At 64.0% G+C, this 14,713-nt stretch carries 10 protein-coding genes; 6 read left to right on the forward strand and 4 right to left on the reverse strand.

Annotation, left to right across the window (positions count from 1 at the left end; translation table 11 throughout):
- Positions 1-113: 113 nt before the first annotated feature.
- Positions 114-2,780: a pyruvate, phosphate dikinase gene (ppdK, locus tag IB267_RS10650; RefSeq protein WP_192447559.1), complete on the reverse strand. Its 2,667-nt coding sequence runs from the start codon at positions 2,778-2,780 to the stop codon at positions 114-116.
- 317 nt (positions 2,781-3,097) lie between these two features.
- Between ppdK and IB267_RS10655 the strand changes: the two genes are divergently transcribed.
- From IB267_RS10655 to IB267_RS10665, 3 genes are all read left to right on the forward strand, one after another.
- Positions 3,098-4,963 carry a caspase family protein gene (locus IB267_RS10655; RefSeq protein ID WP_192447560.1) on the forward strand — a complete coding sequence of 622 codons (1,866 nt, stop codon included), beginning with the start codon at positions 3,098-3,100 and terminating at the stop codon, positions 4,961-4,963.
- A gap of 55 nt (positions 4,964-5,018) precedes the next feature.
- Positions 5,019-5,705 (forward strand): caspase family protein, encoded by a 687-nt coding sequence (locus tag IB267_RS10660; protein ID WP_192447561.1) that lies wholly within the window; start codon positions 5,019-5,021, stop codon positions 5,703-5,705.
- A 67-nt stretch (positions 5,706-5,772) separates the two neighbouring features.
- Complete coding sequence (locus tag IB267_RS10665; protein ID WP_192447562.1) at positions 5,773-6,621, forward strand: peptidoglycan-binding protein; 849 nt, start codon at positions 5,773-5,775, stop codon at positions 6,619-6,621.
- Between the two features lie 58 nt (positions 6,622-6,679).
- Here IB267_RS10665 and IB267_RS10670 read toward each other — a convergent pair whose 3' ends face one another.
- The 3 genes from IB267_RS10670 to IB267_RS10680 form a co-directional block, all read right to left on the reverse strand.
- Positions 6,680-10,141: a chromosome segregation SMC family protein gene (locus IB267_RS10670; RefSeq protein WP_192447563.1), complete on the reverse strand. Its 3,462-nt coding sequence runs from the start codon at positions 10,139-10,141 to the stop codon at positions 6,680-6,682.
- Positions 10,142-10,246: 105 nt separating this feature from the next.
- Positions 10,247-11,086 (reverse strand): DsbA family protein, encoded by an 840-nt coding sequence (locus tag IB267_RS10675; RefSeq protein ID WP_192447564.1) that lies wholly within the window; start codon positions 11,084-11,086, stop codon positions 10,247-10,249.
- A 217-nt stretch (positions 11,087-11,303) separates the two neighbouring features.
- Positions 11,304-11,810, reverse strand: a complete 507-nt coding sequence (locus tag IB267_RS10680; RefSeq protein WP_043619908.1) for a DUF721 domain-containing protein — start codon at positions 11,808-11,810, stop codon at positions 11,304-11,306.
- A 92-nt stretch (positions 11,811-11,902) separates the two neighbouring features.
- On the opposite strand from IB267_RS10680, the gene mutY reads away from it, so the two are divergent.
- The 3 genes from mutY to IB267_RS10695 all read left to right on the forward strand — a co-directional run bounded on the left by mutY (position 11,903) and on the right by IB267_RS10695 (position 14,704).
- The gene (gene mutY, locus IB267_RS10685) at positions 11,903-12,991 is read left to right on the forward strand and encodes an A/G-specific adenine glycosylase (RefSeq protein ID WP_210335825.1); all 1,089 of its coding nucleotides are present in this window, start codon (positions 11,903-11,905) and stop codon (positions 12,989-12,991) included.
- 59 nt (positions 12,992-13,050) lie between these two features.
- The gene (locus tag IB267_RS10690; RefSeq protein ID WP_192447565.1) at positions 13,051-13,668 is read left to right on the forward strand and encodes an HAD family phosphatase; all 618 of its coding nucleotides are present in this window, start codon (positions 13,051-13,053) and stop codon (positions 13,666-13,668) included.
- A gap of 157 nt (positions 13,669-13,825) precedes the next feature.
- Positions 13,826-14,704, forward strand: a complete 879-nt coding sequence (locus IB267_RS10695; protein ID WP_192447566.1) for a hypothetical protein — start codon at positions 13,826-13,828, stop codon at positions 14,702-14,704.
- The last annotated feature ends 9 nt before the right edge of the window (positions 14,705-14,713 follow it).

Here is a 14,713-nt window from a genome sequence, read left to right on the forward strand (position 1 = left end):
CAGCGCGAGCGAGATGCTGATGCATCATCCGCGCGCTGCCTGCAACCAGGAATTCAGCTCACCGACAATACAGCGTCCGCCCGTTGCATCACAGCAACAGGCGGAGAGCGCCTTCACCCCTTGCCGTTGATGGCAGCCTGGGCTGCTGCGAGCCGGGCGATCGGCACGCGGAAGGGTGAACAGGAGACGTAGTCGAGGCCGGCGTCTTCGCAGAAGCGGATCGAGGCCGGGTCGCCGCCGTGTTCGCCGCAGATGCCGAGTTTCAGGCCGTTCTTGGTGCGACGACCACGCTCGGCGGCGATCTGGATCAGTTCGCCGACGCCATCGAAATCGAGCGAGACGAAGGGGTCCTGCTCGATGATGCCCTTCTGTTGGTAGGTCGCCAGGAACTGCGAGGCGTCGTCGCGGGAGATACCGAAAGTCGTCTGCGTCAGGTCGTTGGTGCCGAAGGAGAAGAAGTCGGCGGCTTCGGCAATCACACCGGCGCGCAGGGCTGCGCGCGGCAATTCGATCATCGTTCCGACCAGATAGTCGATGCCGATACCGGCTTCGCCGATCACCTCCTTGGCGACCGCATCGATGCGCGCCTTGACGTAATCGAGCTCTGCCTTGAGGCCGACGAGCGGCACCATGATTTCGGGAACGACGGCCGCTCCGGTCTCGTGCGCCGCTTCGACAGCCGCTTCGAAGATGGCTCGCGCCTGCATCTCGGCGATCTCCGGATAGGAAATCGCCAACCGGCAGCCGCGATGGCCGAGCATCGGGTTGAATTCGTGCAGTTCGTCGACACGCTGGCGCAGTTCCGACGCATCGAGCGAGAGCGCGCCGGCAACGTCGGCGATCTCCTCGTCGGTCTTCGGCAGGAACTCGTGCAGCGGCGGGTCGAGCAGGCGAATCGTCACCGGCAGGCCGTGCATGATCGAGAACAGTTCGGCGAAATCCGAGCGCTGCATCGGCAGGAGCTTGGCGAGCGCCGCACGGCGACCGTCTTCGTCGTCGGCGAGGATCATCTCGCGCATGACGTTGATACGGTCGTCCTCGAAGAACATGTGTTCCGTGCGGCAGAGGCCGATGCCTTCGGCACCGAAGGAGCGTGCGGCGCGTGCATCCGCCGGCGTTTCGGCATTGGTTCTGACCGTCATGCGGCGCGTCGCGTCCGCCCAGGCCATGATCTTGCCGAAGTCGCCGGAAAGTTCCGGCTGCAACATGGCGATCGCGCCCTTCAACACCTGGCCGGACGAGCCGTCGATGGTGATGATGTCGCCCTTCCTGAGCGTTACGCCGCCGGCGGTCAGCGTTTCGTTGCGAAGGTCGACACGAATGCTGCCGGCGCCCGAAACGCAAGGGGTGCCCATGCCGCGGGCAACGACGGCGGCGTGGCTGGTCATGCCGCCGCGGGTCGTCAGAATGCCCTCGGCGGCATGCATGCCGTGGATGTCTTCAGGGCTGGTCTCGACACGGACGAGGATGACCTTGCGGCCTTCCTTGTCGGCCTGCACCGCCTCCTCCGAGGTAAAGACGATCTCACCCGTCGCAGCCCCCGGCGAGGCCGGAAGGCCCGAGCCGATGATGTCGCGGCGTGCATGCGGATCGATGGTCGGGTGCAGCAGCTGGTCGAGCGAGGCGGGATCGATGCGGGCGACGGCCTCCTGTTCGGAGATCAGTCCCTCCTCCGCCATGTCGACCGCAACCTTCAGCGCCGCCTTGGCGGTGCGCTTGCCGGAGCGCGTCTGCAGCATCCAGAGCGTGCCGCGCTCGATGGTGAATTCGAGATCCTGCATGTCGCGATAGTGGCGCTCCAGCGTATCGCAGATCGAGCGAAACTCGGCGAAGGCCTCCGGCATCAGCTTTTCCAGCGACGGCTTGTCGGAACCGGAACCGATGCGCGCGGCTTCAGTGATATTCTGCGGCGTGCGAATGCCGGCAACGACGTCCTCGCCCTGCGCGTTGACCAGAAACTCGCCATAAAGCTCGTTCTCCCCGGTCGACGGGTTGCGGGTGAAGGCAACGCCGGTCGCCGAGGAATTACCGAGATTTCCGAAGACCATCGCCTGGACGTTGACGGCGGTGCCCCAGGCGGCGGGGATGGCGTGCAGGTGGCGATAGGTGATCGCCCGCGGGTTCATCCAGCTCGAAAACACGGCGCCGATCGCGCCCCAGAGCTGCACTTCCGGGTCCTGCGGAAAGGGTTCGTCGAGCGCTTCCTCGATCGCTTCCTTGTAGCGGGCGATGACGCTCTGCCACTCGACAGCCGAAAGCTCGGTATCCTGCTCATGCCCGAGACGCGCCTTCTCGTCCTCGAGGATTTCCTCGAAAACGTCGTGGTCGACGCCCATGACGACGTCGCCATACATCTGGATGAAGCGGCGATAGCTGTCCCAGGCAAAGCGCGCGTCGCCGGCGTCGTGACCGAGCGCATGCACCGACTGATCGTTGAGACCGAGGTTGAGAACCGTGTCCATCATGCCGGGCATGGACGCGCGTGCGCCCGAGCGAACCGAAAGCAGCAGCGGCCGGGCGGTGTCGCCGAAGACGCGGCCGGTCACCTCTTCCATCCGGCTGATCCCCTCGCGCACCTGGTCGCGCAGGCCATCCGGCATCTGCCTTTCATTGTCGAAGAAGCTGTTGCAGGCATCGGTGATGATCGTCAGGCCCGGCGGAACCGGCAGCCCGAGATTGCACATTTCGGCAAGGTTGGCACCCTTGCCACCCAAGCGTTCACGATCACCCGCACGTCCCTCGGCCTTGCCCCCACCGAAGGTGTAAACCCATTTCGTCATGCCTGCTCTCCACCCAGAAACAGTCTTTAATGACGATTTACAGTATATGCTTCAGGCTGAAAATGCACCCGGCGAAGATTTATGCTGCAGCGCATCATTTTCTGTAACATTGCTACACATCGCGCTTCACTTCTCACAAAACGTGTCGGTGGCTTTAAATTGCAGCCGAAATTCCTGAAGAGGCTGCGCAACGCCAGCCGATCCGACATTGCCCGAAACATAACAATTATCTAATATACAGATGCGCGATGGGGGTGCATCCAGGAATATCCCGTCATGGCAATCCGTTTCCGTCTCGATGGCTCGGAGGGTCGGTCATGAGGTGGCGTGCAGATCTGACAACCTGGCTGCTTTCGGCGCTCATGGTCCTTTTCACCATGGGAAACGCCTTTGCCGAGGAAAACGGCAAGCGGCTGGCGCTCGTCGTCGGCATGAGCAATTACGTGCTCGCTGGAACCTTGCCCAATGCCGCCCGCGATGCGGAAGCCTTCGACGCATTCCTGAAGGGCCAAGGGTTCGAAACGAACCTGGTGCTCAACGCCGATCGCCGCGGCCTTGCCGGTGCGCTCTCAGAGTTTTCGCGCAAGATCGGTCCTGACGATACCGCCCTGTTTTACTACGCCGGTCACGGCATGCAGTTGCACGGCGAGAACTTCCTTGTCGGCACCGATGCCAAGCTCGAAAGCGAATTCGACGTGCCGGCCGAGACCGTGGCGCTGTCCGAGATCATCGGCGCGATGGAAAAGCGCGCCCGCATCTCGATGGTCTTTCTTGATGCCTGCCGCAACAATCCGCTCGCCGAGCGGCTGACGCGCGAAGTCGAGGGCGCGACCCGCGGTGCGGCGACGAGAGGACTGGCGCCGATCGAAACACAGGGCGGCGGCACGCTCGTCGCCTTTGCCGCAGCCCCGGGACAGGTCGCCGCCGACGGCACCGACGGGCATTCGCCCTTTACCCGGGCGCTGATCGCCAATCTCTCCGGCGCCGGTCTCGAAGTCGGCACCGCCTTCAAGCGGGTCGTGCGCGACGTGCGCAAGGAGACGCAGGGCAAGCAGCAGCCGCAGATACTGTCATCGCTATCACTGGAGTTCTATTTCGGGCCCGAAACCGTAACGCCGCCGACCCCCGTGGTGCAGACGCCTGCGGTCCAGACGACCGTGCCACAGACCGCGACGGTCCAGCCGGCACTCACCGTGCCAGCCATCGACCCCGAAACGCTCGAAGCGGAGAAGGACTTCAAGAAAGCGCTGAAGATCGGGACGGCACGCATCTGGCACTTCTTCGTCGAAAAGCACCGTACCGGTGAATATGCCGACCTCGGACGGCAGGCGCTGGCCCAGATCGAACCGGCGGCCATGCGCAACGAGGCGCATCTGCCGCAAGCCGTCGAAGCGCAGCTCTTGCCGGGCAAGGACCAACGACGAGACATTCAGCTGGCGCTTGCCTCACGGGGATTTGCAGCAGGTGCGGCCGATGGCGTCTTCGGCGGACAGACCAGGGACGCGATCAAACGCTTCCAGAGCACCAACCAGCAGCCGGCGAGCGGCTTCATCACCGAGAACACGGCGGCCGCCCTCGGCATAAATGTCAACGCCCGTGCCGAAGGCATCTACAGCGCGACGAAAGCCCGACGATACGACGTCGCCAACCTCGAGGGGCTGGAAACCGATCAGACCGTCCTGCGGGCGCTGACCTGCCTGCGCCACTTCGAGACCGTCTACGGCGTGTTCGGAGGGCACCTCTATGTCGCCGTTCACACGGGTACGATCCTGGCCGTCTATGCGCGGGGAATTGCCGGCGGTTGCGGCGCCCACCTCGCCTCGATTTCATCTCCGGAAGAAAACGCGTTCGTCGCATCGCTTTTCAATTCCGACCCGAGCTTCTTTGAGACCGGATACGACCCGAGAGGAAACGTCAGCTACAAGATGGGGCCATGGATCGGCCTGACACAGGACCCGCAGGGCAAGGAGCCGAAGGGCGGTTGGCACTGGGATAACGGCGCTCCGATGACCTACACGAAATGGTTTCAGGACATGCCGAACGAAGACAAGAAGGGCGACGACATCGGCATGTACTACGCCCATCGCAATGGCCGGTCCGACACCAAGTCCCTCTATGTCGACACCTGGGACGACATGGGGCCGACCGATGGAACAGCCGGTCTCATTCTTGAATTCGAGTGAACTAAGTTCAGGCGCAGCCGCGCCGTTGAACGGAGCGCAATTCGGAGGGCCGCTCATGAAATGGCGTGTGATGCTGCTGTTCCTTGCCCTTTCGGTTCCGCTCGCAAGCGGCAATGCCTTTGCCGAAGGAAACGGCAAGCGGCTGGCGCTCGTCATCGGCATGAGCAACTACGTGCTCGCTGGAACCTTGCCGAATGCCGTGCGTGACGCCGAAGCCTTCGATGCTTTTCTTAAAGGGCAGAGCTTTGAGACCGATCTGGTGCTCAATATCAACCGTCGCAGTCTTGCCGAGGCGCTCGCGCGCTTCTCCCGCAGGCTTGGTCCCAACGATGTCGCCTTGTTCTACTATGCCGGTCACGGCATGCAGTTGCGCGGCGAGAACTTCCTCGTTGGCACCGATGCGCGGCTCGAAAGCGAGTTTGACGTTCCGGCCGAAACCATGCCGCTTTCGGAGATCATGAACGCGCTGGAACAACGCGCGAAAATCTCCCTGATCTTCCTTGACGCCTGCCGCAACAATCCGCTCGCAGACAGGCTCAACCGCGGCGTGGCGGGCACAAGCCGCGGCGGCGCCACCAGAGGACTGGCACCGATCGAGACGCAGGGCGCCGGCACGCTCGTTGCCTTCGCCGCGGCGCCCGGACGGGTGGCGGCCGACGGAACCGACGGGCGGCAAACAGTCGCCACAGATCCTCTCCTCGCTCGATCTGGAATTTTACCACGACGGCAGCGCCACGGCTGAAGCGCCCCAACCCTTAAAAGCAGACAATGTCGATATCGCTGCGCTCGACTTCAACAAGGCGATGCGCGTGGACACGGCCAGGACCTGGAAGCGCTTCATCGCCAAACATGGCGAGAGCAACTATGCCGACGCGGCACGCCAGTCCATTCAGCGGCTCGGCAAAAGCGACGACTTCAAATCATCGCTGGCGGCGATCGCCCAGGAACAGAAGATGCTCGACAGCAAGGACAAGCGCGCGACCGCGCAGCTGGCCCTGCAGAGCAAGGGTTTCGACACGGGTGCGACGGACGGCGCCTTCGGTGGCCAGACACGCAGGGCGGTCACGGCGTTTCAGGCGGCCCGCGAGCTGAAGCAATCCGGATTTCTCGACCAGGAGACCGGAGCAAGCCTGGGCCTCACCTTTGCCCGCATCGACCAGGACATTCTTTCGGCCGCCAGCGCACGGCGCTATGACGCCACCGATCTCGAGGGACTGGAGGACGAACCGGTGATCGCCATGGTGCGGTGTCTTTCGCCTCTGCCACTGACCTATGTAACCTTTGCCGGCCACCTCTATGCAGCGGCCTATGACGGGCAGCAGATCGGCTGGCAGGAAGCAAAAGCGATCGCCGAGCGCTGCGGCGGTCACCTTGCGACGATCGATTCCAGCGATGAAAACACCTTCGTCGCCTCGCTCGTGAATACCGATGACCGGTTCTTCAGCAGTTCGTTCGAAGGCGGCGAGCACCGACGGGTCGGGCCATGGCTCGGGCTTTCGAACGAAAACGGCGGTGCCGAAGGGTGGAGATGGACAACGGGCGCTGCCGTCAGCTTCGGCAGATGGTTCAGGCGGCCGCCGGAAAAGGCAGGGGCGGCAACGCTTTACGCGGCCTATCGGGCCAACCAGGTTCCCCTGTCAGCCTACGTCGACACCTGAGAGGCGCGCGATCCATCGCGGCCGGTCTCGGGTTTCTTCGCCGAGTTCGAATGAACGATCAGACGACTTCGCGCAGGCGCTCGGCGGTCTGCAGGTCGACAGAGACGAGCTGCGAGACGCCTTGCTCGGCCATGGTCACGCCGAACAGGCGGTTCATGCGCGCCATGGTGATCGGATTGTGGGTGATGATGATGAAGCGTGTCTCTGTCGAGGCCGCCATCTCGTCCATCAGGTTGCAGTAGCGCTCGACATTGTGGTCGTCGAGCGGGGCGTCGACTTCGTCGAGCACGCAGATCGGCGCCGGATTGGTGAGGAACACGGCGAAGATCAGCGCCATTGCCGTCAACGCCTGCTCGCCGCCCGATAGCAACGTCATCGTCTGCGGCTTCTTGCCCGGCGGACGGGCGAGAATTTCAAGGCCCGCTTCCAGCGGATCGTCGCTCTCGATCAGTTGCAGCTCGGCGGTGCCACCGCCGAAGAGGTGGGTGAACAGCCGCTGGAACTGCACGTTGACGACGTCGAATGCGGCGATCAGGCGTTCGCGGCCCTCGCGGTTCAGGTTCTGGATGGCGCTCCTCAGCTTGCGGATCGCCTCGATGACGTCGTCGCGCTCTCGCAGCAGCAGGGCGAGCTTTTCCGAAAGCTCCTTCTGCTCCTCTTCGGCGCGCAGGTTGACGGCACCGAGCCGCTCGCGCTCGATCTTCAGCCGTTCGAGCTCGCGCTCGACATTGCGCATGTCGGGCAGCGCCTCGTCGACGGCAAGTCCCGTCAATCGCATCACTTCGTGCGGCGGGCAGGAGAGCGCTTCCTGAATACGCGCCTCGATCTCGACGCGGCGTTCACGGGCGGAGACCAGGCGCTCCTCGGCGCGGCCGCGCTTTTCGCGCGATTCGGCCAGTTCGGACAGCGCGGTTGCGGCCAGACGGTCGGCCTCGCGCTGGCGGTTCTCGGCCTCGGCAAGCAGATCGGCCGCTTCGCGCCGCGCCGCTTCCGCCTTCTGCAACTCGTTCATCAGCGCCCGGCGCTTGTCCTCGAACTCGTCGGGCGCATCGATCAGCTCTTCCACCTCGTCGCGGGCTTCCGCTTCGCGGTCACGCAGGGTGGCGATATGTTCCTCGGCGCTGGCGGCACGGGCCTTCCAGGTCTGCCGTTCCACCCCGATCGCGGCAATGCGACGCTGGCGAGCCTCGTTCTCGCGCGCCAGGCCATCATGAGCGGCGCGGGCCTCGGCGGCGGCGGCGCGATCGGCAGCGACATCGGCCGTCTGCGTCCGCAGCTTCAGTTCCAGTTCGGAGAGATCGGGCGCGTGCGCCAGCGCGTCGTTGGCCGTCTCGATCTGCTCGGCCACCTCTTCGACCTGCGCTTCGATCTGGCTGCGCGATTCGGCAAGCACCGCTCGCCTGCGTGCAAGGTCGCCGGAGGCGCGTTCGGCCGCAGCAAGCGCGTCACGGGCCTCGGCAAGCTGTCGGGTGATCATGCGTTGCGCGTCGCGCGCGAGCCGCAGCCTTTCGTCCTCGGCGCGGATCCGGCTACCAGCGGCGGCAAGTTCGGCCTCGGCGAACCGTAGCGCCTCAGCGGCCCCCTCGGCCTCTGCATCCAGTTCGGCCAGCCGGTTCTTCTGCGCCAGCCGCAAGGCGGCAGCACTTGGCGCCTCGGAGCCGGTCACGTGGCCGTCCCAGCGCCAGACGGAGCCCTGCTTGGTGACAAGGCTCTGGCCGGGTTTCAACAGGGGCAACAGCCGCTCGGCTTCCGCCTCGCTTGCGACGATGCCGATCTGCTTCAGGGCACGGGTCAGCGTGTCAGGCGCCTTCACATGCGCAATCAGCGGGCTGACGCCTTCCGGCAAATCGGCGTCGCCGGCATGGTCCCCCGGTTCGCGCCAATGGGCGGGCGCATCGGTTTCAAGCGGTGAGTCGAGGTCGTCGCCCAGTGCGGCGCCGAGGGCTGTTTCGAAGCCGCGGTCGACCTTCATCTCCTCGACGACGGCGGGATAGGCGCCACCGGCCACTGCCTCAAGCATGCGCCGGATGGTGCGCGCTTCGGTCTCGATGCCGTTCAGCGTCGCGCGCGTCCGATCGACGGGCTGACGCGCCTCGACTTCCATGTGCCTCGCCTCGGCGAGCGACTCTTCAATGGCGATCACATTGCTTTCGGCTTCTTCCAGCGCAGCTTCTGCGACCTCGACCTGGCCCTGCTTTTCGTGTGGATCAGGAAGGGCTGCCATCTGGCGGTCGAGTTCGTCGAGATCGCGCGACTGGTCGCCAAGTTGTCGCGCAAGGCGCGCCTGGCGCTCAGAGAGGTCGCGCAGCGTGCGCTCCAGCTGGTTGCGGCCGGCCTGCGCCTCGGCACGTTCGGCCGTCAGCCGCGCCAACAATGCCTCGCTGCCGACGAGTTTTTCGTTCGCCTCTTCGAGGCGCTCGCGCGCTTCCGTCGCACGGTCGTCGGCCTCGGCGAGCATATCGCTGAGTTCGGCTTCCTCTTCGTCGAGGCGCGAAAGAATGCCGGCATTGTCGACGACAAGGCGCTCTTCGCGGGCGATGTCCTCAGCCAGTTGCGCCAGCCGGCGCTGCAACTCGTCGCGGCGTCTGAGGATGCGGCCGGCGTCTTCTTCGAGCTGCGAACGGGCGATCTGCAGGCGCTGGAGGGCGGCGGCGAACTTCGCTTCGTTCTCGCGCAGCTCCGGCAGCTTCAGGCTGGCGATCGCCTGGTCCTTGGCCGCCTGCATCTGCTGCTGTGCCTTTTCCGCAACCAGCGCCGTCACCTGATTGAGCTGGCTCGTCGCCTCGGCCTCCGCCTCCTTGGCTTGCACCCAGCGAATATGGAACAGGATTGCCTCGTGCTTGCGGATGTCGGCCGAAAGCATCTTGAAGCGGTTGGCCTGGCGGGCTTGGCGCTTGAGGCTCTCAATCTGGCTTTCGAGCTGCGAGGTGACGTCGTCGAGGCGCTCGAGATTGGTCTCCGCCGCCCGCAGGCGAAGCTCCGCCTCATGGCGGCGCGAATGCAGGCCGGAGATGCCGGCCGCCTCTTCGAGGAGCTGGCGACGGGCCTGCGGCTTTGCCGCAATCAGTTCGCCGATGCGCCCCTGCCCGACCATGGACGGCGAGCGTGCGCCAGTCGACGCATCGGCGAAAAGAAGCTGCACGTCCTTGGCGCGCGCTTCCTTGCCGTTGATCCGGTAGACCGAGCCCTGCTCGCGCTCGATGCGGCGGCTGACCTGGATCTCGTCGCTGTCGTTGAAGGCGGCGGGCGCCGTGCGGTCGCTGTTGTCGAGATAAAGGCCGACCTCGGCCGTGTTGCGCGCAGGACGGTTGCCGGATCCGGAAAAGATCACGTCGTCCATGCCGGAGGCGCGCATGTTCTTGTAGGAGTTCTCCCCCATCACCCAGCGCAACGCTTCGACGAGGTTCGACTTGCCGCAACCGTTCGGTCCGACGACGCCGGTCAGCCCCCGCTCGATGATGAATTCGGTCGGTTCGACGAAGGACTTGAAGCCGAGCAGGCGAAGCTTGTTGAACTTCATGGGACGGACACCGGGGCTACGAGGTGCCCCCCTTTGCAATCAGCCCAGACAAGAAAAACGGGCGCACGGCTGCTGCCGTCGCCCGTTTTCAGGAAAAGCGAAGGATCAGAGCTTGCTGTCGATGAGGGCCGACATAACGTCAACCGACATGTCCCCCGAATAGTGCTCGCCATTGACAAAGAAGGTCGGCGTCGACTGAACCCCGAATTCCTTGGCGCCCCGTTGCATAACAGAGTTCACATCATCCAGAAGTTTTTGGTTCGTCAAGCAGGCCTCGAAGCTCTCCTGTGTAAAACCGGCGAGTTTGGACATCTGCAGCAGGGCGTCGCGGCCATTCTGGGCTGCGGCCCACTGCTGCTGCTGCTTGAAGAGCATCGAGATCATTGGGAAGTACTGGCCATCCGGAGCGCAGCGCGCCAGCATGAAGGCGGCCGCAGCGCGCGGGTCGAACGGGAATTCGCGCAGCACGAAGCGGACCTTGCCGCTGTCGACATACTTGGTCTTGATCGCTTCGAAGGTGTTGTTGTGGAAGGCGGCGCAGTGCGGGCAGGTCATCGACATGTATTCGACGATGGTCACCGGCGCGTTGGCGTCACCGATCGCCATTTCCGGCAGAGCACCCGGCTCCATCAGCTTGGCGACGTCGACGGAACCCTCCGACGAAGGAAGCTCGACCTTGACGGGCGCGGCGGTCGTCTGCGCGACTTCGGTGCCGGCAGCAGGCTTGGCTTCGGTGGTGGCCGGCGTCGCGGTCGTCGATGCGGTGGTCGTTGCATCCGTTGCCGGCTTGGTTTCGGTCTTCGCTGCCGTCTCGGTGGCTGCGGCCGGGGCGGTCGATGCCGTTTCCTTCTTTTCGTCGCTGCAGGCAGCAAGCACCAGGGCGACGGTTGCGATGGCGGCACCGCTGAGCAGGCGCTTGGTAAGGTTCATTGCGGAAGCGGACATGATTTGACCCGTGTTCGGAGGGAATTGCGGTGCGGATTCGATATCTTGCCGCGCGCAGGGCGGCAAGTGGCGCGGCGTCAACAGAATTCAAAGAATTGTGACCGACCGATGGCTGCCCGGAAGCGCAGTTCGACCTGATATCCGCGCCTTGCGCTTTTGGCCTCTGGTTTTCGCATGCCGTCGCCGCAAACCGCTGGAGAGTTTTGCGCGACATGCTTTAGCGGCGGCGTGGGTTGAGTACAGCGGTGCCCAGCCGACGCAAGGCCGCCTTCAGCTCTTCGCTTTCGATGCCTTCGACCATCGTTTCGAGCCGGCGCGCGGGCTCGCCCGAAAGCGGCTTCGGCTTGCCGCGGTGTTTCGGCTGCTGCGAGACGGGTTTCTGGACGATGCGCAGCTGGCCGATGGCATAAAAGCCGAAGAAGCCGTTGATGCGTTGGATCAGTTCACCCTGGGCATGGGTCAGAAACAGGGCGCGCGCGCCCTCGCAGGCAACCGTCAGCACGCCCGGCTGATGGCCGCCCTCGCCCATGATCTCGGAGGCGCGCCGCGGCCAGGCGATCTTTTCGGGCCGCGTGCAATCGGCAAAGTCTTCGCCGGCGATTTCATCCCAGGAGCCGAGCAGCATGGTGTTGATGCCTGCCCGCTTGGCGAGCACCGGGTCGATCAGGCCATTCGCGACTTCGCTGATCTGGACAACGCCCTTCCGGGACTTCTGCTCGCTCACGTATGGACTTTCTGTAGGCAATGTCGATTGAGCCTTGATGCTGCGGCTCCGCTTCGCCAAGTATAGGCCGGAAAAGGAACTTCCGGCAAATCATGCACGATACGATACCGGCGGCGGACGCCGCACCCCTGCTTTTGGAATGGTACGACAGGCACCATCGCGACCTGCCCTGGCGGGTTTCGCCGCCCATGGCGCGCCGAGGCATCGTCGCCAATCCCTATCACGTCTGGCTATCCGAAGTGATGCTGCAGCAGACGACGGTGCAGGCGGTAAAGGCCTATTTCGAAAAGTTCCTGTCGCTGTGGCCGACCGTCGAGGATCTGGCGCAGGCCGACAATGAGGACGTGATGAAGGCATGGGCCGGGCTCGGCTACTATGCGCGCGCCCGCAACCTGAAGAAATGCGCCGAGGCCGTCGCGAACGATCACGGCGGCCGTTTTCCCGATACGGAGGACGGGCTGAAGTCCCTTCCCGGCATCGGTGACTATACCGCCGCCGCGATTGCGGCAATTGCCTTCAACCGCAAAAGCGCCGTTCTCGACGGCAATGTCGAGCGGGTGATCTCGCGCCTCTATGCGATCGAGACGCCGCTGCCGGCTGCAAAGCCCGAGATGCGGGGCCGCGTCGCCGCGCTCACCCCCGGCGAGCGCCCGGGCGACTTCGCCCAGGCGATGATGGATCTCGGCGCGACGATCTGCACGCCGAAGCGCCCCGCCTGCTCGCTCTGTCCCTTCCGCGCCCACTGTCGTGCGCTTTCCGTAGCAGACCCGGAAACCTTTCCGCGCAAGGCACAGAAGAAGGACAAGCCGCTTCGGCGCGGTGCTGCCTTCGTCGCGATCGACGGCGACAACGCGGTCTATCTGCGCAAGCGGGCCGAGACGGGCCTGCTTGGCGGCATGACCGAAGTGCCCGGCACCGACTGGACGTCGCGGCAGGACGGCGACACCTCGCTTGCCTCGCAACCCTTTGCGGCCGCCTGGGAAGATTGCGGCACCATCAGCCACGTGTTCACGCATTTCGAGTTGCGTCTCTCGGTCTACCGCGCCAATGTCGCGCGCACCGGAACGCAGGGCAACGGCTGGTGGGAACCGGTCCACTCGCTGAGCGCCCAGGCGCTGCCGACGGTGATGAAGAAGGCGATCGCCCAGGCGATCCCGCATGCCTTCAAGGCGGAACGCTAGCGCGGCACGGGGTCACCCGTCCCGCTCCAACTCCGAAAATTCAAGCAGGGAATTCGTTCATGAGCAGCATCGAGATCCGTCACATCGTCTTCGACATCGGCAAGGTGCTGATCCACTACGACCCCAACCTGCCCTATAGCCGCATCATCCCCGATGAGGCCGAGCGCGAGTGGTTCTTTGCCAATGTCTGCACCCATGACTGGAACATCGAGCAGGACCGCGGCCGCTCCTGGGAAGAAGCCGAAGCGCTGCTGATCAAGGACTTCCCCGAGCGTGAAGAACAGATCCGCGCCTTCCGCAAATATTGGCAGGAGATGGTGCCGCACGCCTATGTGGAGACCGTGTCGCTGCTGGAGCGACTGATCGCCGAAGGACGCGACGTGACGATGCTGACCAACTTCGCTTCCGATACGTTCCGCGAGGCACAGGTCCTCTACCCCTTCCTGACCTTGCCGCGCGGCGTTACCGTTTCGGGCGACGTCAAGCTCATCAAGCCCGATATCGCCATCTATGAGACGCACACGCGGACCTTCGATCTCAACCCGTCGGCGACGCTCTTCATCGACGACAGCGTGCCCAACGTCGAAGCCGCGCGGCTTGCCGGTTGGCACGCGGTGCATTTCGTCGACCCGGAAAAACTGAAGGCCGATCTCGCCGGCTACGGCATTCATCCGTAGGCTGGGTGGGACTGCCGATAGCCGATGGCTCCTGTTCGTGGCGGCACGATTCCGCCACGATTCACGCCTACCACCTGCGATTGCGTAACCGCAGAGGTAGTATATGAATAGTTTAGAATTTTCGGTAGCTCGAGACGGCGTCGCCAAGGACGCCTTCATGGACGAGCTCTACGCGACGACCGAGGCCAGCTTTCGCGACGAGGTCTCTCGACAAGAATTCAGTGAACGGTATTCAGAGACCCGTTTCGTGGTCGCCAGACGCGATGCCAAATTGGCGGGCTGGCTCAGCCTTCGACCGCCGATTGAAGGCGACGACGAGAGAGCGGCCGATCGAGGCTGGCACGCCATGCCGTCGCACGATCTGCAGAACGCCGAAATTCTGGCGCAGCTCTTTCGGCTTGCAGCGGTAGAGGTCGGTTCAGAGGGCATCATCTGGCACTCCCGAACAACCCCTCTCAACCAGCAGGTCGTCGAAATGACCGGCGCGACCGCGCTTCGGGATCTGTTCAGGACCTGGCAGGCGCCATCTGAGCGCTGGCCAGCCGCAATCGCAAAACCCAAGGACGATGCCGTCGTTTACGCCGTCCACGCGCCTCTACCGGAAGATCTTCTCGCAAAGTTCGTGGACTTCCTCACACGCGCGGGGATATCGGACTGCAGCGGAGAAACCTGCACCACAACCTGGGACGCGGACGCTGTCGCCCAACGTATTGCGGACTGGGATGAGGGCGGGCTGCTGATGCAGTGGCTGGAACATCACGACCTCGTCGTCGCCGAGGCCTACGCCTTTGTCTGGAACGATGAAATGATGATCCACATCACCGAACACCAGGCCTCTTCTCCGGGGCTGATTGCCCTGGTTGCCACCCTGCTTCAGCGCATTCCCGCGGCCTATCCCGATATCAGGGTCGCCACGGTCGAATTACAGGAAGACGAAAGAGCAGGCCTCGAGCCTGTGCTCACCAGTTGCGGCTTTGAGGACAAAGGCCCGCGGACGCTCTTCCATTTGCGCCCAGAGGGAGCGCCGGTTCTCTGAAGGCGGTGT

Source organism: Ensifer sp. ENS09, from assembly GCF_014852425.1.
GTDB lineage: Bacteria > Pseudomonadota > Alphaproteobacteria > Rhizobiales > Rhizobiaceae > Ensifer.